Origin of the sequence: Comamonas odontotermitis, from assembly GCF_020080045.1 — a bacterium.
In the GTDB taxonomy this organism is placed as follows: domain Bacteria; phylum Pseudomonadota; class Gammaproteobacteria; order Burkholderiales; family Burkholderiaceae_C; genus Comamonas; species Comamonas odontotermitis.
Window position 1 is genome coordinate 775,429 of sequence record NZ_CP083451.1, and the last position, 17,704, is coordinate 793,132.

15 protein-coding genes and 1 pseudogene are annotated in these 17,704 nt (G+C 63.6%); 11 read left to right on the forward strand and 5 right to left on the reverse strand.

Features of this window, described 5'->3' with window-relative positions:
* Positions 1-85 precede the first annotated feature (85 nt).
* The gene (locus LAD35_RS03515) at positions 86-1,246 is read left to right on the forward strand and encodes an ABC transporter substrate-binding protein (protein WP_224151334.1); all 1,161 of its coding nucleotides are present in this window, start codon (positions 86-88) and stop codon (positions 1,244-1,246) included.
* A 120-nt stretch (positions 1,247-1,366) separates the two neighbouring features.
* Here LAD35_RS03515 and LAD35_RS03520 read toward each other — a convergent pair whose 3' ends face one another.
* Entirely contained in the window at positions 1,367-2,146 is a 780-nt protein-coding gene (locus LAD35_RS03520; RefSeq protein WP_224151335.1) for an enoyl-CoA hydratase, read from the reverse strand.
* A 147-nt stretch (positions 2,147-2,293) separates the two neighbouring features.
* The gene (locus tag LAD35_RS03525; RefSeq protein WP_224151336.1) at positions 2,294-4,156 is read right to left on the reverse strand and encodes a M61 family metallopeptidase; all 1,863 of its coding nucleotides are present in this window, start codon (positions 4,154-4,156) and stop codon (positions 2,294-2,296) included.
* Between the two features lie 210 nt (positions 4,157-4,366).
* Here LAD35_RS03525 and LAD35_RS03530 point away from each other — a divergent pair.
* Positions 4,367-5,337, forward strand: a pseudogene (locus tag LAD35_RS03530) (IS1595 family transposase).
* Positions 5,338-5,395: 58 nt separating this feature from the next.
* Here the strand turns inward: LAD35_RS03530 and LAD35_RS03535 are convergent.
* Both LAD35_RS03535 and LAD35_RS03540 read right to left on the reverse strand, forming a co-directional pair.
* Positions 5,396-6,109, reverse strand: a complete 714-nt coding sequence (locus LAD35_RS03535; RefSeq protein ID WP_184706167.1) for a DsbC family protein — start codon at positions 6,107-6,109, stop codon at positions 5,396-5,398.
* Positions 6,110-6,184: 75 nt separating this feature from the next.
* Positions 6,185-7,336, reverse strand: a complete 1,152-nt coding sequence (locus LAD35_RS03540; protein WP_224151337.1) for an FAD-dependent monooxygenase — start codon at positions 7,334-7,336, stop codon at positions 6,185-6,187.
* Between the two features lie 84 nt (positions 7,337-7,420).
* On the opposite strand from LAD35_RS03540, the gene LAD35_RS03545 reads away from it, so the two are divergent.
* From LAD35_RS03545 to LAD35_RS03570, 6 genes are all read left to right on the forward strand, one after another.
* Positions 7,421-8,302, forward strand: coding sequence for an MOSC domain-containing protein (locus tag LAD35_RS03545; protein WP_224151338.1), 882 nt, complete (start codon positions 7,421-7,423; stop codon positions 8,300-8,302).
* 187 nt (positions 8,303-8,489) lie between these two features.
* Positions 8,490-9,584, forward strand: coding sequence for a redox-regulated ATPase YchF (gene ychF / locus LAD35_RS03550; RefSeq protein ID WP_224151339.1), 1,095 nt, complete (start codon positions 8,490-8,492; stop codon positions 9,582-9,584).
* A gap of 260 nt (positions 9,585-9,844) precedes the next feature.
* Positions 9,845-10,810 carry an NUDIX hydrolase gene (locus LAD35_RS03555; RefSeq protein WP_224151340.1) on the forward strand — a complete coding sequence of 322 codons (966 nt, stop codon included), beginning with the start codon at positions 9,845-9,847 and terminating at the stop codon, positions 10,808-10,810.
* A 265-nt stretch (positions 10,811-11,075) separates the two neighbouring features.
* Positions 11,076-11,945: a carboxylating nicotinate-nucleotide diphosphorylase gene (nadC, locus tag LAD35_RS03560; RefSeq protein ID WP_224151341.1), complete on the forward strand. Its 870-nt coding sequence runs from the start codon at positions 11,076-11,078 to the stop codon at positions 11,943-11,945.
* 43 nt (positions 11,946-11,988) lie between these two features.
* Positions 11,989-12,981 carry a tripartite tricarboxylate transporter substrate binding protein gene (locus LAD35_RS03565; RefSeq protein WP_377779377.1) on the forward strand — a complete coding sequence of 331 codons (993 nt, stop codon included), beginning with the start codon at positions 11,989-11,991 and terminating at the stop codon, positions 12,979-12,981.
* A 282-nt stretch (positions 12,982-13,263) separates the two neighbouring features.
* Positions 13,264-13,965, forward strand: coding sequence for a hypothetical protein (locus LAD35_RS03570; RefSeq protein ID WP_224151342.1), 702 nt, complete (start codon positions 13,264-13,266; stop codon positions 13,963-13,965).
* On the opposite strand, the gene LAD35_RS03575 is transcribed toward LAD35_RS03570, so the two are convergent.
* Entirely contained in the window at positions 13,966-14,508 is a 543-nt protein-coding gene (locus LAD35_RS03575; protein WP_224151343.1) for a YqaA family protein, read from the reverse strand.
* Positions 14,509-14,723: 215 nt separating this feature from the next.
* Between LAD35_RS03575 and dusB the strand changes: the two genes are divergently transcribed.
* The 3 genes from dusB to purH all read left to right on the forward strand — a co-directional run bounded on the left by dusB (position 14,724) and on the right by purH (position 17,695).
* Positions 14,724-15,791 (forward strand): tRNA dihydrouridine synthase DusB, encoded by a 1,068-nt coding sequence (gene dusB / locus LAD35_RS03580; RefSeq protein WP_224151344.1) that lies wholly within the window; start codon positions 14,724-14,726, stop codon positions 15,789-15,791.
* The gene (locus tag LAD35_RS03585) at positions 15,788-16,021 is read left to right on the forward strand and encodes a helix-turn-helix domain-containing protein (RefSeq protein ID WP_224151345.1); all 234 of its coding nucleotides are present in this window, start codon (positions 15,788-15,790) and stop codon (positions 16,019-16,021) included. The genes dusB and LAD35_RS03585 overlap by 4 nt, the downstream gene beginning before the upstream one ends.
* Before the next feature lie 75 nt (positions 16,022-16,096).
* On the forward strand, positions 16,097-17,695 hold the full coding sequence (gene purH, locus LAD35_RS03590; protein WP_224151346.1) for a bifunctional phosphoribosylaminoimidazolecarboxamide formyltransferase/IMP cyclohydrolase: 1,599 nt from the start codon (positions 16,097-16,099) through the stop codon (positions 17,693-17,695).
* Positions 17,696-17,704 lie beyond the last annotated feature (9 nt).

Here is a 17,704-nt window from a genome sequence, read left to right on the forward strand (position 1 = left end):
TTCCCAATAGTGGCGCCTGCTTTATCGACCGCTGGGACGGAAATAGCCCACGGTTCCGCAAGAAACCACTCAAGGAGAAGGCGCCATGCAGACGCCAGAAAAGAACAAGGTAGCCGGGCAGCGGCAATGGTCGCGCCGCCAGTGGCTCCAGACATCCGGGGCGCTGATTGCCGGCGCGCCGTACATTGCGCGCTCGCAGTCCGCACCCATTCGCGTGGCAGCCACCTTTGCCAACAGCGGTGTGGAAAAGCCCAACGGCCAAGGTCTGTTCCAGGGGGCGCAGGCCTGCTTCAATGCCATCAACCGCGCAGGCGGCATCAATGGCCGCCAGATTGAGCTGGTGATGGCAGACGACGAGTTCAACCCCGCCAAGGCCAAGGAAAACGCGGTCAAGTTCGCCTCGGATGCAGGCGTGGTGGCATTGCTGCATCCCCAGGGCACGCGCCAGACGGCCGAGGTGATGAGCGCCGTGCGCACGGTACCCATCGTGGGGCCCAACTCAGGCACCACTGCGCTGCACAAGCGCGGGGCGAACAATGTGTTCTGGGTGCGCACCAACTACGACGTGGAGCTGGAGCGCCTGGTGCGCTTTGCCGACACCCTCAATCTCAAGCAGATCGCCTTGGTCTATCCCAATGATCCGTTTGGCCTGTCGGTGCTCGATGGCTTCAATGCGGCGCTTGCGCGGCGCAACATCAAGGCCGTGGGCATTGCCAGCACGCCCGGTACGGCCAGCCTCGAAGTCGGCCCTGCTGCCAAGGCGCTGGCTGCTGTGCCCGCGCAGGTGCTGATCATGAGTCTGGTGGGCACGCTCCCTGCCTTTCACGAGGCCTACCGCGCAGCGGGCGGCACGGCAATTTCGTTTGCACTGTCCCTGGGCGGCAGCGCTCCCAATCTGGCAGCCATGGCCAAGCAGCCCGAGCGGCCGATTTTCTCGGTGATCGTGCCGCCACCCAATGCGGAGCGGTTCGAGCTGGCACGCAGGTACCGCGCGGACATGCGCGCATCCAATTTCAGCGGCGATTCGCTGGTCAGCCTGGAGGGCTATGCCGATGCCCGGGTGCTGGCCGAAGGCATTCGCCGAGCGGGTGCAAGGATCGACCGCGACAGCGTGATGGCAGGTCTGGAAAGCATGAACGATTTCGACCTGGGCGGCCTGCGCATCCGCTACGGCAAGGACGCACGCGAGGGCAATACCTATACCGATATCGTGACAGTGGCGCAGAATGGCCAGATTCTGAGTTGAGGACTGAGTTGAGGAGAGACGGAGTGAGGAGAAGCAAAAACGCCGCGTCATGCGGCGTTTTTCTTGGGAGTCTGCAAGGATGCCCGAGCGGCTATCGGTCGGTTGTCAGGCAGCTATCCATCAACTGTGCGTGAACTTGGCGTCGCGCTTGTTCACGAAGGCATCCATGCCTTCCTTCTGGTCGTTGGTGGCAAACAGCGCGTGGAACAGGCGGCGCTCAAACATCACGCCATCGTTGAGGCTGCCTTCGAAGGCGCGGTTGACCGATTCCTTGGCGGCCATTACGGCCAGCTGCGAGAAGCCGCTGATGATGATGGCCGCGCCCAGGGCTTCTTCCATCAGCTTGTCCAGCGGCACCACGCGGCTGACCAGGCTGGCGCGCTCGGCTTCTTCGGCATTCATCATGCGGCCGGTCAGGGTCATGTCCATGGCCTTGGCCTTGCCCACGGCACGCGGCAGGCGCTGCGTGCCGCCGGCGCCGGGAATCACGCCCAGCTTGATTTCGGGCTGGCCAAAGCGAGCGTTGTCGGCTGCGATGATGAAGTCGCACATCATGGCGAGCTCGCAGCCACCGCCTAGCGCATAGCCGGACACTGCTGCAATCACCGGCTTGCGGATGGAGCGGATGGTTTCCCAGTTGCGGGTGATGTAGTCGCCGCCATAGGCGTCGGCAAAGCTGTACTTGGCCATGGCGCCGATGTCGGCACCTGCGGCAAATGCCTTTTCGCTGCCGGTGATGATCATGCAGCCAATGCGCTTGTCGGCGTCAAACTGCTTGAGCGCATCGCCCAGCTCGTTCATCAGCTGGTCGTTCAGCGCATTCAGTGCCTTGGGGCGGTTGAGCGTGATGACGCCGACCTTCTCGGCTTCGACACGCACTTCGATCATTTCATAGGCCACGGTCTGTCTCCTTGGTTGGTCTGGCACCAGCGGCCCGCTGGCACCTGCATAGTTCGTCAGGCATCCTACACCAAGCCCGCTGCTGCGGTGCAGCAGGTGGTGCAACTTGGCACATCAGGGTACCTGTTCAGTGAAAGCTGTCGCTGTCTAGCGCCCATCCAGCCAGCAGTTGACCGATTTCTCATCGGCGACAGAGAGTGTGACGGTATCTGCAGGTGTGGCGGTTTTTGTGGTGGGTTTGCGACCTTTTGTCGCTGCCTTTTCTGCCATTTTTGGAGCGGTGGCGGCAGGCAACTGCAGCGGCAGGCGCAGCAGGCGCTTGTCGCGGGCGACGAGGGCGAGCACTTGGCTGGCGTCTCCTGCGTAGAGCAGCAGGTCGTCGAGCTTGCCCAGCCGCCAGCCAGCCGCCTGGGCGGTGGCTTGCACGGGCTCGATGCCAATCCATTCGTCACCGGCCATCATGCCGGCGGCTTCGGCGGGGCTGCCGCGCAGCACGACCTTGATGCCGATGCCGGCAGCGCCTTCGCTCACGCGCAGGCCCAGCTGCTGGGCGATCTGGGGTGTGTCGCCCTTGCATTGAACGCCGTGCGCTTGCAAAAGTGTAGCAACAGGCAGGTCAAATCTGCCATGCACCCAGGCGGCGATATCGGTGGTCCAACTGCGGGCTGTCAGGGTGTGCAGCACATCCAACAGGTCCTGCTCGCGCATCGGGCCGCCCTTGCATTGCTTGTAGAGCGCGCGCATCACCTGATCGAGCGTGGTGCTGCCTTCGCGGCGCAGGCTCAAGTCGAGGCACAGCGCCACCAGCGAGCCCTTGGTGTAGTAGCTGACGGTGGCGTTGGGCGTGTTTTCGTCCTGGCGGTAGTACTTGACCCAGGCGTCGTAGCTGGCCTCGGCCACGCTTTGCACATGGCGGCCGGGGGTCTGCAGCACCTGGTTGATGGTCTTGTTCAGGAGTTTCAGGTATTCGGCATTGTCCAGCAGGCCCGCGCGGCGCAGGATCAGGTCGTCGTAGTAGCTGGTAAAGCCTTCAAAGAACCACAGCAGCTCGGTGTAGTTCTCGCGCTCGTAGTCGTAGCTGGCCAGCTCGATGGGGCGCAGGCGCTTGACGTTCCAGGTATGGAAGTATTCATGGCTGATCAGGCCGAGCAAGGTGGTGTAGCCGCTGCCGGCCTTGTTGCCATCGGACGCCTGGCCCTTGCGCGGCAGGTCGCGTCGGCCGCAGATGAGGGCTGTGGAGTTGCGGTGCTCCAGCCCGCCATAGTTGTCGTCCATCACATTGAGCATGAACACATAGCGCTCGAACGGCGGCTTGCCCTTGGGGTGCCACAGGCGGATTTCGGTCTCGCAGATCTTCTTGGTGTCGGCAATCAAGCGCTCGCCATCAAAGCTTGCCGCTGCGCCCGCCACCACAAAGCGGTGGGGCACGCCGTGGGCGGTGAACTCCGCGCTCCAGAACGCGCCCATCTCTACCGGGCAGTCCACCAACTCGTCGTAGCTGGCAGCGTGGTAGCGGCCAAATCCGTTCTTGTGGGTCTTGATGGCAGTCAGACCGGTGACCACTTGCCAGCGCGGCTGGCTGGCGGGGGCTTCGATGTGCAGCACCTGCAGCCGCTGCTCGGCACCGTGCACGCGCACAAACACGCTGGTGCCGTTGAAAAAGCCGCGGCTCGCATCCAGCCACGCGGTGCGCACCGAGCTGTCGTAGGCGCAAATCTGGTAGCTCAGGGTAAGTGGCACGCCTGCGCTGGCGTCGATTTGCCAGGTGTTCTTGTTCTGCTGCACGGCATCGACCATCTGCCCGCCCTGGCTGGCCGTCATGTCCTGCAGGTTTTTGGAGAATTCGCGCACCAGGTAGCTGCCAGGTATCCACACTGGCAGCGATACGGTCTGCTGCGGCTGGGGCTCGGGAATATTGACCACCACCTCGTACAGGTGGGCGTTCAGATCCACCGGCGTGATGGTGTACTGGATGGCATTGGCGGCTGCAACGGGAATGCTTTTTTTCATGGACTGGGCCGGATGGCTGAGAGTATTTGCGCAGTATAGGCAGGGTATGGGTGGGCCAAGGGGCGCCTGCCGCCTTCCCTTGTCGGGATGGTGCTTTTCATCTGGGGGCGGCGCGGCCATAAAAAAAGGCTATGTCTCCGTTAAGTGTTGAACTCTGCAGGCTTGCGCCCGGTCTAATTAACATCCATGTAGGACCGTTTGGAGACTTCAATGGACTCACGCACCTTCGGATGGCTGCTCACTCGATTGCAGCACCTCACGCCCGAGCAACGCATGGCGATTGAGCGCGCGCTGCATCAGCAGTGCGGCCCTGAGCAAGCGCACGAGATCATCCAGTCTCGTCTGGAGGGCGACGCCCATCAATGTCCGCACTGCGCGGGCACCGAACTGTACCGCCATAGTCAGGCGCACGGCTTGCCGCGCTACCGTTGTGTGGCTTGCGGCAAGACCTTCAATGCACTGACGGGTACGCCCTTGGCACGCTTGAGACTCAAATCCAAGTGGCTGGACTATCTGCAATGCATGCTCCAATCCCAGACCATCCGGCAGGCGGCGCGCACCACCGGTGTGCATCGCAATACCAGCTTTCGCTGGCGTCACCGCTTCCTGCAATGGCTCAAGGATGACCGCCCCGCCCACCTGAGCGGTATTACCGAGGTCGATGAGACGTATCTGCTCGAATCCCACAAGGGGAGCGCTCGTTGAGGAGAGCCGCTCGCAGGCGCGGTGGATCGGCGAGCAAGCGGGGGCTGTCCAAGGAGCACGTGTGCGTGCTGATCGCACGTGATCGCATGGGTCAAACGCTGGATTTTGTGACTGGCAATGGCTCGGTGAGCAAGGCACAGTTGCGTGAACATCTGCAGCCGGTGCTCTATGAGGACGCACTGCTGGTTAGCGACTCCAATGCGGCGTATCGCTACTTCGCGGCAGACGCCAGCATCACGCATGAAGCGGTCAACCTGTCCGCAGGGGTTCGCACCAGGGGCGCATTCCATGTGCAGAACGTCAATGCGTATCACAGCCGCCTGCGCCAATGGCTCTACAGATTCCACGGTGTGGCCACCCGTTATCTGCCCAACTACCTGGGCTGGCGCCGCGCACTGGACGCCCATCGCCTGTCAACCCCGCAAGCCATGCTCCTCGCGGCTATCGGCGTTTTTCCACACTCAACGGAGACATAGCCTAAAAAAAGGCCCCGCAGGGCCTTGTTGTCGCATGTTCTCCTGGCGGAGCACGTGCTTACTTGATGGTCTTCAAGCGTTTTTCCAGGTCTTCTGCACCAATGGCGCCGGGTACGCGCGAGCCGTCGGCAAAGAAGATCGTGGGCGTGCCGGTGATCTTGTACTTGCGGCCAAACTCCATGTTGCGCTGCAGGGCGGTCACGTCGCAGCTGGCAGCAGCAGCAGGGGCTTCGGTACCCTTGAGCATGTGGCTGGCCCATTCCTTGGCGGAGTCTTTGGCGCACCAGATGTTGCGCGACTTTTCGACCGAATCGGGGCTCAGGATCGGGTAGAGGAAGGTGTAGACCGTCACGTCCTTGACGTTCTGCAGGTCCTTTTCAAAGCGCTTGCAGTAGCCGCAGTTCGGGTCTTCGAACACCGCAATCTTGCGCGAGCCATTGCCCTTGACGGTCTTGATCGCGTCCTTCAGGTTCAGGCTGTTGAAATCCACTGCCGTGAGCTTGTTGATGCGGTCTTCGGTGAGGTTGCGGTGGGCCTGGGTGTCGATCAGCTCGCCCTGGATCAGGTAGTTGCCCTTGGCATCGCTGTAGAACACATCGGTGCCAATGCGCACTTCGTACAGGCCTTGCATGGGTGTGGCGCTGACTTCCTCAATCTTCTGCAGCTGGGGAATGCGTTCTGCCAGGGTCTTGCGGATCACGTCTTCTTGCGCGCTGGCGCTGAAACTGGCCGCCATGGCAGCACTGGCCAACACGGTAGAGAGAAATCGCATGAGAGTCTTTCTGTAAGTTCAAACAATCCAAAGGCCCTGGTGAGCGGGCCAACCCAGGTTTGTACCGCAAGGGCTCTAAAAGTTCACACCCATAGCCTGGCGGGTCACCCAGGCCTTGAGCGGGCCACTGCGCTCAAAGCCGCTCATGCCCCAGTTGCGCAGGTTGGCCAGTGGCAGTTCGGCCCGTGTAAACAATTGTTGGATACCGTCCATGGCCAGGCCAATGGGGGTGAGGCGTGCCTTGCGCTCACGTTCGTAGCGGCGCAGCAGGCGCAGATCGCCCAGGTGGCGCCAGCGGGCGTCTTCACCGGTCAGCAGCCGGGCAAGCGCTGCCACATCGGCCATGCCCAGGTTCAGGCCCTGGCCTGCCAGCGGGTGCACGGCATGGGCGCTGTCTCCGGCCAGCACCCAGCTGGCGGGCTCGCGCAGGGCGTCGCTGCCGGGCATGGGGCCGCACCATTGGCGCGCCACCGATTGCTGCAGCGGCCAGGCGGCGCGCTCGGCCACCACCGTCAGGCGCCCAAGCGCCCCCTGGCTGGCTGATTGCAGCGCATCGGCAAATTCGGCATCGGCCAGCGCCTTGAGGGCGGGTACCTGCTTTTCGGGCAGCGACCAGACCACGGCGACTTCGCTGGCGCCCACACCGCCCAGCGGCAAGAAGGCGAGAATGTCGCCTGCTGGCGAGAACCACTGGCGCGCGGCCTGGCCGTGCGGCACCTCGCACTGAACGCGGGTGGCAATGGCCGTCTGGTGGTAGGGCATGGTGGCAAATTCAACGCCAAACTCCTCGCGGGTGCGGCTGTGCCTGCCTTCGCACACCACCGTGAGGCTGGCGTTCACCGGGCTTGCCACCACTTCCACCATGGGCTGGTAGCGCACGGCGGCGGCGAGCTGGGCTTCCAGCGCGGGTACATCCACAATCCAGTTGAGGGCATCGACGCCCTGGCGCTCGGCTTCGAAATGCACTTCGCCGCCCGCGTCGCCATACACATCCATGCGGGTGACGGGGGTGGCGTAGGCGTTTTCGGGCCAGCTGCGCACCGATTGCAGCACTTCGCGCGAGAGCTGGTTGAGCGCATAGGCCCGCACATCGCCATGGCCGCTGTTGCCGGGGGAGGGGGCGGTATCGACCAGCGCCACACGCATGCGCTCGCGCGCCAGCAGCAAGGCCAGAGTGCGACCCACAATGCCGGCGCCGCGAATACAAACATCGAATTCAGAAGCCATAGGCGGACTATTGTAGTAGGCGTGGAGCGCGGGGCATTTACTCGTTACAGTGTGGTTTGCCAAGAATCAAACAAGAGTACGACCATGGTAGACACTGATTTCTTCGACGTGACCGGCCAGATTGGCCAGTTGTGGATTTTCCCGATCAAGTCCTGCGCGGGCATTGCGGTGCAAAGTGCGCGCCTGCTGCCGACCGGTCTGGAGCACGACCGTGCCTTCATGCTGGTGGATGCGCGTGGCGAATTCATCACGCAGCGCGAAATCGCCCGCATGGTGCTGGTGCAGCCTGCGATCGAAGGTGGCGTGATGACGGTGACGGCCCCCGGCATGGAGCCCTTGACTGTGGACATGGCGTTCACCGGCCCCGAGCGCAGCGTGCGCGTGTGGGACGACCACGTGCCCGCGCTGCAGGCGCCAGACGCCATCAACGCCTGGTTCAGCCAGTTTCTGCAGAAGGAATGCGCACTGGTGCGCATGGCGCCGCAGGCGCAGCGCCTGGCCAGCAAGAAGTGGACGCGCGGCGCCGATGCGCCCACGCAGTTTGCTGATGGTTATCCGATCCTCGTGGTCAGCCAGGCCTCGGTGGATGAGCTGAACGACCGGTTGACGCAGGGCGGCCACAGCGCGGTGGCGGCACACCGCTTTCGCGCCAACATCGTGGTGCAGGGCTTCCAGTCGCACGACGAAGACCGCATCGAGGCGCTGGCGGTGCACCAGGGCAATGCAGACAGCCGCCAGTGGCTGGATTTGCCGCTGGTCAAGCCCTGCGCGCGCTGCCCCATTCCCGATATCGACCCGGCCACATCGCAAAGCGGCACGAGCGTGACCGACACCCTGCAGACCTACCGCCACGACGACCGGCTCGATGGCGCCGTCACCTTTGGCATGAACGCCATCGTGCCTGCGGGCGCAGGCGGCCTGCTGCGGGTGGGCGACCGGGTCGGCGGCGCGCTGCAGTTTGATTGAGCAACGGATTTAGTGAAAAAAACAGCTGCAGCGGCCAGAGGGTGAGCGCCTGCCGCTATTGTTTTTGAATTGCTGCCGCCTGCGCTGCGGGTGGCGGTGAAGCGTCTGAATATGCCCCAGTACCGCCCGCAAAACCGCTTCGGCTTAAAATGCCGGGTTTGTCCGAAAGAATAGAGAAAGCACTGCCATGAGCCTCAAATGCGGCATCGTCGGTTTGCCAAACGTTGGCAAGTCCACCCTTTTTAATGCGTTGACCAAGGCTGGAATTGCCGCCGAGAACTATCCTTTCTGCACCATCGAACCCAATACTGGCGTGGTGGAAGTGCCCGACCCGCGCCTGGACGAGCTCTCGAAGATCGTCGAGCCCGAGCGTGTCGTTCCCGCCATCGTCGAGTTTGTGGACATTGCAGGCCTAGTGGCTGGCGCCTCCAAGGGCGAAGGCCTGGGCAACCAGTTTCTGGCCCACATCCGCGAAACCGACGCGATCGTGAACGTGGTGCGCTGCTTTGAAGACCCCAACGTGATCCACGTGGCCAACAAGGTCGACCCGATTGCCGATATCGAAGTCATCCAGACCGAGCTGTGCCTGGCAGACCTTGCCACCGTCGAAAAAGCGCTCAACCGCTACAGCAAGGCAGCCAAGTCGGGCAACGACAAGGAAGCGGCCAAGCTGGTCTCGCTGCTCACGCCCATCCAGGCTGTGCTCAACGAAGGCAAGCCTGCCCGCATCGTGCCCGTGTCCAAAGAGGACGCGCCCCTGCTCAAGCAGTTCTGCCTGATCACCGCCAAGCCTGCCATGTTTGTGGGCAACGTCAGCGAAGACGGTTTTGAGAACAACCCGCTGCTCGACAGCCTCAAAGCCTACGCCGAAGCCCAGGGCGCGCCCGTGGTGGCGATCTGCGCCAAGATCGAGGCCGAAATGTCGGAAATGAGCGACGAAGACCGCGACATGTTCCTCGAAGAAATGGGCCTGGAAGAGCCCGGCCTCAACCGCCTGATCCGCGCGGGCTTCAAGCTGCTGGGCCTGCAGACCTACTTCACCGCCGGTGTGAAGGAAGTGCGCGCCTGGACCGTGCCCGTGGGCGCCACCGCCCCGCAGGCTGCTGGCGTGATCCACGGCGACTTCGAGCGCGGCTTCATCCGTGCGCAGACCATCTCGTTTGACGACTATATCCAGTACAAGGGCGAGCAAGGCGCCAAGGAAGCGGGCAAGATGCGCGCCGAAGGCAAGGAATACATCGTCAAGGACGGCGATGTGCTGAACTTCCTGTTCAATGTTTGATTGACCCCGTTGTTGGATTGCCAGCGTGTTGCCCATGCGCTGGCAGCGCAAAAACTGCCCGAGCCCGCTGCATTGCCAGCGGGCTTTTTTGTTGCCGGATAGCGCGGCGCAATGCCGCTGCAAGCCGTTATAAGATAGCCGGTAATCGCGCGCAGCGGAGCCTGATCGCAACCTCCGCGACCTCTGCGCCATCGCGCGGTCCGAGCCATCCCAACGAATTCCTCAGAAAGTATTGCCTGGTGACCCCATCCGCCGCCGCCATGAATGCCGTTGCCCCCACTGCGCCAAGCGCTGCCGAGCGCGAGCAGCATTCGGTGCAGGCCGATCTGGTGGCAGTGCTGGTGGCGGTGACGGGCGGCGAGCCGCGCATCCTGACCACGCATGGCGGTGACGCCCTGCCTGCGGGGCCGTTCACCGCCAACCACCGCTCGCTGCAGGCCAGTCTGCGGGCCTGGGTGGAGACGCAAACCCACCACCCGCTGGGCTTTGTCGAGCAACTCTATACCTTTGCCGACCGCGACCGCTCGCAGGAGGTGGGCATGCGCGCCATCTCCATCAGCTACCTGGCGCTGACGCGCGAGCTGGATGACGCGGGGGATGCCCAGCCGGGCTGGCAGGACTGGTACCGCTATTTCCCCTGGGAGGACTGGCGCAGCGGCGCGCCCGACATTCTCAGCCAGTGCATTGCGCCCGCCTTGCGCGCATGGAGTAATGATGCTCCTGAAAATATAGCTAAAAGCGCGCGATGGGAGCGCGCCAGCGTCACTTTTGGCCTGGAGGGCAGCGATTGGAACGAAGAACTGGTGCTGCAGCGCTACGAACTGCTTTTTGAAGCTGGCCTGGTGGCCGAAGCCTGGCGCGACGGCGTGGCCGCCCCCGCAGGCCGCCAACTGCTGGGTGCCGCCATGCGCAACGACCACCGCCGCATTCTGGCCACTGGCATGGCGCGCCTGCGGGCCAAGATCAAGTACCGCCCCGTGGTTTTCGAGCTGATGGCGGACAGCTTTTCGCTGCTGCAACTGCAGCAGACCGTGGAGGCCCTGGCCGGGCGCAGCCTGCACAAGCAGAACTTTCGCCGTTTGATCGAGCAGCAGGCCCTGGTGGAAGACACCGGCCACATGAGCACGGTGGGCGCGGGCCGGCCCGCCAAACTGTTCCGCTTTCGTCGCAATGTGCTGATGGAGCGGGCCATTGCCGGAAACAAGCTGCCTCTAGCGCGCAGCTGATCACTATTTTTATTCAAAAAAGATAGCTTCTAGCGCATGCTGGTTGGCATCTGAAGCCATATTTCACTGCATTTTTTTGCACCTGCGCTGCAGGCAGGTGCTGTAGATGCGCGCCTGCAGTTGCCAAAACGGTCTTCCGCAGGGTATGGGTTCGGATGCGCCCCAAGGGACAAGCCTTGACAATATTTATGCTCATATTTAGCATAAATGAATGCGCAACGAACAAGGCTCGTTCCGTCCCTTTTTTACCCTTTAAATACTCAAAATGAGCATTAATAAGACAGCAGCACTGCCCGTACCTCCCTTGCCTGATGTGATGCTGGAGCCGATGGTGCGCATGGCCCTGCTCGAAGACCTGGGCCGCGCTGGCGATCTGACGACCGACACCATTGTGCCCGCCGACGCCAAGGACAGCCTGCGCCTCGTGGCGCGGCAGGAGGGCGTATTGGCGGGGCTGGATCTGGCGCGGCTGGCCTTTCATCTGCTCGACAGTGGCCTTGTGTTCGAGCCGCTATGCGGCGACGGCACGGTGCTGGCGCCGGGCCAGGAGATCGCCCGCATCAGCGGCAAGAGCCGCGCCATTCTGACGGCCGAGCGCACGGCGCTGAACTATCTGTGCCACCTGAGCGGCGTGGCCAGCGCTACCTATTCGATTGCCCAGGCCATTCGGCCCTACGGCACGCGGGTCACCTGCACGCGCAAGACCATGCCGGGCCTGCGCGCGCTGCAGAAATACGCGGTGCGCGTGGGTGGCGGCAGCAACCACCGCTTCGGTCTGGACGACGCCGTGCTCATCAAGGACAACCACATTGCCCTGGCAGGCGATGTGGCCACCGCCGTGGGCCGCGCGCGGGCGGGCGTGGGCCACATGGTGAAGATCGAGCTGGAAGTGGACACGCTCGCGCAGCTGGAATCCGCCCTGCAACTGAGCGTTGACGTGGTGCTGTTGGACAACATGGACCTGGAGACGCTGCGCACGGCTGTGGCCATGTGCAAAGGCAAGGCGGTGACCGAGGCCTCGGGCCGCATCACGCCCGAGACCGCGCCGCATGTGGCCGCAACCGGGGTGGACCAGATCGCCGTGGGCTGGCTGACGCACAGCGCCAAGGTGCTGGATATCGGCCTCGACGCCTGAACCTGCCGCAGCGCAGCACACCAACCTTGCAAGGAGGCGCACCATGCCCCGATTTCCCAAACGCATTTCCTGGTGGTGGGCCGCAGCCGCCACGGCGGCCTGCATGGCCGCAGGCCTGTGGCTGGGCGGCAGCACCATGGCGGCGGCCCGTTTTGACCGGCCGATCACCATCGTCGTGACCTTTCCGCCCGGTGGGGGCACCGATCTGCTGGCACGCAAGCTGGGCGCCGCCCTGCAGCAGCGCATTGGCCAGAGCGTGGTGGTGGAAAACCGGCCCGGTGCCAGCGGCAACATTGGCGCACGCCATGTGGCCGAAGCGGCGGGCGACGGCGCCACATTGTTGATGGTGAACAGCTCGTTTGCCATCAACCCGGCGGTCTACCAGCAGCTCGATTTTGACCCGCGACAAGATTTCAAGGCGGTATTCAACGTGGGCACGATTGCCTCGGTGCTGGTGGTGCCGCAGGCAAGCGCGCTGCACAGCCTGGCCGATGCGCGGGCCGCTGCGCAAGTGCAGGATCTGCCGTTTGCATCGTGCGGCAACGGCACGCCGCAGCACATGGCTGGCGAAATGCTGGCGCAGGCCGCGCAAGTGCATTTGCAGCATGTGCCCTACAAGGGCTGCGGGCCAGCCATCACGGCGATTGCGGCAGGCCAGGTGCCCCTGGGCGTGGTGACGGCCAGCAGCGCCGCGCCGCTGATCGAAGCGGGCCGCGTGCGGGCCATTGCCATCACCGCGCCTCAGCGCCTTGCGCAGTGGCCGCTGGTGCCCACGGTGGCCGAGCAAGGCGTGGCCGGGTTTGCCGTGGAGCAGTGGCACGGCCTGCTCGCGCCCGCCGCTACTGGCGATGCCCTGGTGCAGCGCATGCACGCCGTGCTCGCGCAGATTCTGGCGGAGCCCGCCATGCGGCAATCGCTGCGGGAGCAGGGCTATACGCCGGTGCAGCAAAGCGCGGCGCAGTTTGGCCAGGTCATCGCGGCCGATATCGACCGCTATGGTGCTGTGGCACGGCAGTTGGGCTTGCGGGTGGATTAGGCGGGCGTTGACGCGGAAGGCCTTTGTGGCGGGACGGTTCGGCATCGCCATTCCCCGCCCTACGCCAGGAATGTGTCATCCGTATGGCATGTGGGTGGCATCTGAGTGGAGGGGCTGGCGCTGTTGCTGTTTGGTGCCATGCGTCTGCAGACGCTGCAGAAACCTGTACGCGCTCCCTATAATCCGCGCCAAATCAATCAAGGAATCACGCGTGCGGCGCGGTGCGTGACTGGTGGGCGGACGGGCCGGGCACGCTGGCTGCAGATGCGCGAAGGAGTTTGTATGCGTTGGATCCCCTGGATGCATGGCCTGGTGGCTGCTGTGTGCGCCGCCCCGTTGATGGCCCATGCGGCCCGCCCGATGAACACGGACGATGCGCGGGTGGTGGATGACAAGTCGTGCCAGCTGGAGAGCTGGGCCAAGCGCACCGATGGCCGTACCGAGCTGTGGGCGCAGCCCGCCTGCAACTTCACAGGTAACCTGGAGGTGACGCTGGGCGGCGCGTGGACGCGCGAGGATGGTGGCACGCGGCGCAGTGCGCAATTGATCCAGGGCAAGACCCTGTTCAAACCGCTGGAAACCAATGGCTGGGGCTATGGCTTGGCCGCTGGTGTGTCGCGCGATCCGCGCCCGGGTTCGGGTGGCGGCCACGATACCTATGCCTATGTGCCTGTCAGCTTTTCGTTTGCCGACGACAAGCTGGTGCTGCACACCAATGTGGGCTGGCTGCGGGAGCAGGGCACGCACAACAACCGCCTCACCTGGGGCCTGGGCTCCGAGACGCAGCTGTCGGGCAGCAACTGGCTGGTGGCAGAGACCTACCGCCAGGGCGTGGGCAAGCCGTATTACCAGGTGGGCCTGCGCCACTGGCTGGTGCCCGACCGGGTGCAGGTGGACGCCACCTACGGCAACCGCTTTGGCGGCGAGGGCGGCCACTGGGTCTCCATCGGCCTGCGCCTGCTTTCGCCGAAGTTTCTGCCCTGATCAGCCAGTGAGCGAGCCTGCGGGCCAGAAGTGCAGGATGGTGGCGGTCATGACGAGGTAGCGCAGGAATTTGCCGATGGCCATATAGAAGACGCAGGGCCAGAACGGCAGGCGCAGCCAGCCTGCAACGGCGCAGATCGGATCGCCCACCACCGGCAGCCAGCTCAGCAGGCAGGCCTTGGCGCCAAACTTGCGCAGCCAGACGCGCGCCATGCGCTGGTGGCGGCTGCGCTGATGCGGGGCTTGGGCGGACGCGCCGTCGTCACCCACTTGCACGGGGTTGTTCGCATGGCGCAGGCTGCGCGCCTTGCGCCATGCCTTGTGTGCCAGCATGCCGGTCCACCAGCTGATGGCGCCACCCAGGGTGTTGCCCGCCGTCGCCACCAGAATGGCCTGCCAGAACAGATCGGGGTTGAGCTGCAGCAGGCCCGCCACGGCAGGCTCGGACCCCAGCGGCAGCAGCGTTGCCGATACCAGCGCCACGATAAAGACGGTGCTGAGTCCGAACTGGGGCAGGGCCAGCCATTGCAGCAGTTGATGCATCCACACTTCCATGCGCGCCAGTGTAGCCCGCAGCTCTGGCGTGAGGGCTTTTCATGCTACCGAGGTCCTGCAACGAAAAAATAACAGGACGAATACGGTGTCAACCGGGTTGATTTGGTGCTTGCTGATTTTTTGAGCAGGTACAATCGCTCTCTTCCCCAAACCATTCAAGCTACGGCGCCCCTGTTTTTGGAGCGCGCTTTTGTCTTTTCCCCATGTCCGTGCGCATCGGTTCCTATCAATTGGCCAACAACGTGTTTGTGGCACCCATGGCGGGTGTGACGGACCGGCCCTTCCGCCAGCTGTGCAAGGCGCTGGGGGCAGGCTATGCGGTCAGCGAGATGGTGACGAGCCGCAAGGACCTGTGGGACAGCTTGAAGACCAGCCGCCGCGCCAACCACGCGGGCGAGCCGGGGCCGATCTCGGTGCAGATCGCTGGCACCGATGCGCTCATGATGGCCGAGGCGGCGGTCTACAACATCGAGCGCGGCGCGCAGATCATCGACATCAACATGGGTTGCCCGGCCAAGAAGGTGTGCAACAAATGGGCGGGCTCGGCGCTGATGCAGAACGAGCCGCTGGCGGTGGAGATCGCCGCCGCGGTGGTGGAGGCGGCAGCGCCGTTCAAGGTGCCTGTCACCCTCAAGATGCGCACCGGCTGGAGCGATGAGCACAGGAACGCCATCACGCTGGCGCAGCAGTTCGAGCAGGTCGGCATCCAGATGCTGACTGTGCATGGCCGCACGCGCGAGCAGGGCTACAAAGGTTTTGCCGAGTACGACACGATCCGCGCCGTCAAGGCGGCCGTGGGCGTGCCCGTGGTGGCCAATGGCGACATCACCAGCCCCGAAAAGGCGCGCGATGTGCTCGCCTACACCGGTGCGGATGCCGTGATGGTGGGGCGGGCTGCCCAGGGGCGGCCCTGGATTTTTCGGGAAATCGTGCACTTTCTGCAGACGGGCGAGCACCTGGCACCGCCCTTGGTGGCCGAGCTGCGCAGGCACCTGCTGGCGCACCTGCAGCACCACTATGCGCTGTACGGCGAGAGCACAGGTGTGCGCTCTGCGCGCAAGCACATCGCATGGTATGTGCGCGATCTGCCCGGAGGGGACGCGTTTCGGCGCGAGATGAATCTAATAGAGAACAGCGCTGCGCAATGGCAGGCGGTGGCCGATTATCTGGATGCCCTGGGGCAGCAGATGGATCGCCTGCCTGTCAGTGCGGCAGCGCCAGTGGCCGGCGAGGGAGCCGATGCCCCAGCAACAACGAGTGATTGTGTATGAGCAAGACGACGATTGAGCAGTCCGTGCGCGAAAGCCTGCAGACGTATTTTCATGATCTGGAAGGCGAAGTGCCGGACCGCGTGTACGAGATGGTGGTGCGCATGGTGGAGCGCCCCATGCTGGAAGTGGTGATGAACCACGCAGACAACAACCAGTCGCGCGCGGCCGAATGGCTGGGCCTGAACCGCAACACCCTGCGCAAGAAGCTGGTTGAGCACAAGATGCTTTGAAATCTATCAAATTTATAGCGGCTTGCGCAATCAGTGCAAGCGCTAGAGCCTGTTTTTATCTATAGAGTGATTGCCATGAAAGCACTGATTTCCGTTTCTGACAAGACCGGCATTGTGGAGTTTGCGCAGGCGCTGCACGGCCTGGGCGTGCAACTGCTGTCCACCGGCGGCACGGCCAAGCTGCTGGCGGGTGTGGGCCTGCCGGTGACCGAGGTGGCTGAGGTGACCCAGTTCCCCGAGATGCTGGATGGCCGCGTCAAGACCCTGCACCCCAAGGTGCATGGCGGTCTGCTGGCGCGCCGCGAGTTGCCCGAGCACATGGCAGCCCTGAAGGAACATGGCATCGAGACCATCGATCTGCTGGTGGTGAACCTCTATCCGTTCGAGGCCACTGTGGCCAAGGCAGGCTGCACGCTGGCCGACGCCATCGAGAACATCGACATTGGTGGCCCGGCCATGGTGCGCTCTGCCGCCAAGAACTGGAAGGATGTGGGCGTGGTCACGGCTGCCGACCAGTACGACGCCGTGCTGGCTGAGTTGAAGGGCACGGGTAAGCTGTCCGACAAGCTGCGCTTTGCGCTGTCCGTGGCTGCCTTCAACCGCATCGCCCAGTACGATGGTGCGATCAGCGATTACTTGTCGAGCGTCAAGTTTGAAGAAGAGAAGCTGAGCGAAGCATATGTGCCCGAGCGCGCACTGTTCGCTGGCCAGAGCAATGGCCACTTCATCAAGGTGCAGGATCTGCGCTACGGCGAAAACAGCCACCAGCAGGCGGCGCTGTACCGCGACCTGTATCCCGCCCCCGGCTCGCTGGTGACCGGCGTGCAGTTGCAGGGCAAGGAGCTCTCTTACAACAACATCGCCGACGCCGATGCGGCCTGGGAATGCGTCAAGAGCTTTGACGTGCCCGCCTGCGTGATCGTCAAGCACGCCAACCCCTGCGGCGTGGCCATCGGCAAGGATGCGCACGAAGCCTATGCCAAGGCCTTCCAGACCGACCCCACCAGTGCGTTTGGCGGCATCATCGCCTTCAACCGCACTGTGGACAAGGCTGCGGCCGAAGCCGTCTCCAAGCAGTTCGTTGAAGTGCTGATGGCGCCTGACTTCAGCGCCGAGGCGCTGGAAATCTTCAAGGCCAAGGTCAATGTGCGGCTGATGAAGATCGCCTTGCCCGCCGGCGGCGAGCGCGCCTGGGACCAGGGCCGCAACGCCGTCGAATCCAAGCGCGTGGGCTCGGGCCTGCTGCTGCAGACCGCAGACAACCATGAACTGCAGCTGGCCGAGCTGAAGGTGGTGACCGTCAAACAGCCCACCCCTGAAGAGCTGAACGACCTGCTGTTCGCCTGGAAGGTGGCCAAGTACGTCAAGTCCAACGCCATCGTGTTCTGCAAGAACGGCATGACCATGGGCGTGGGCGCGGGCCAGATGTCGCGCCTGGATTCGGCACGCATCGCCTCTATCAAGGCCGATGCCGCCAAGCTGTCGCTGCAGAACACCGTGGTGGCGAGCGATGCCTTCTTCCCGTTCCGCGACGGCCTGGATGTGGTGGTGGATGCGGGCGCAACCTGTGTGGCCCAGCCCGGCGGCTCCATGCGCGACCAGGAAGTGATCGACGCCGCCAATGAGCGCGGCGTGGCCATGGTGTTCACCGGCGTGCGCCACTTCCGGCATTGATTGATCGTG

Excerpts from the sequence above, each read along its gene's own strand:
- LAD35_RS03535 (WP_184706167.1), bottom strand. The coding sequence starts at position 6,109 with ATGCGATTTCTCTCTACCGTGTTGGCCAGTGCTGCCATGGCGGCCAGT.
- LAD35_RS03540 (WP_224151337.1), bottom strand. The coding sequence starts at position 7,336 with ATGGCTTCTGAATTCGATGTTTGTATTCGCGGCGCCGGCATTGTGGGT.
- LAD35_RS03545 (WP_224151338.1), top strand. The coding sequence starts at position 7,421 with ATGGTAGACACTGATTTCTTCGACGTGACCGGCCAGATTGGCCAGTTG.
- nadC (WP_224151341.1), top strand. The coding sequence starts at position 11,076 with ATGAGCATTAATAAGACAGCAGCACTGCCCGTACCTCCCTTGCCTGAT.
- LAD35_RS03515 (WP_224151334.1), top strand. The coding sequence starts at position 86 with ATGCAGACGCCAGAAAAGAACAAGGTAGCCGGGCAGCGGCAATGGTCG.
- LAD35_RS03565 (WP_377779377.1), top strand. The coding sequence starts at position 11,989 with ATGCCCCGATTTCCCAAACGCATTTCCTGGTGGTGGGCCGCAGCCGCC.
- LAD35_RS03585 (WP_224151345.1), top strand. The coding sequence starts at position 15,788 with ATGAGCAAGACGACGATTGAGCAGTCCGTGCGCGAAAGCCTGCAGACG.
- LAD35_RS03570 (WP_224151342.1), top strand. The coding sequence starts at position 13,264 with ATGCGTTGGATCCCCTGGATGCATGGCCTGGTGGCTGCTGTGTGCGCC.
- purH (WP_224151346.1), top strand. The coding sequence starts at position 16,097 with ATGAAAGCACTGATTTCCGTTTCTGACAAGACCGGCATTGTGGAGTTT.
- LAD35_RS03555 (WP_224151340.1), top strand. The coding sequence starts at position 9,845 with ATGAATGCCGTTGCCCCCACTGCGCCAAGCGCTGCCGAGCGCGAGCAG.
- LAD35_RS03575 (WP_224151343.1), bottom strand. The coding sequence starts at position 14,508 with ATGCATCAACTGCTGCAATGGCTGGCCCTGCCCCAGTTCGGACTCAGC.
- dusB (WP_224151344.1), top strand. The coding sequence starts at position 14,724 with ATGTCCGTGCGCATCGGTTCCTATCAATTGGCCAACAACGTGTTTGTG.
- LAD35_RS03525 (WP_224151336.1), bottom strand. The coding sequence starts at position 4,156 with ATGAAAAAAAGCATTCCCGTTGCAGCCGCCAATGCCATCCAGTACACC.
- ychF (WP_224151339.1), top strand. The coding sequence starts at position 8,490 with ATGAGCCTCAAATGCGGCATCGTCGGTTTGCCAAACGTTGGCAAGTCC.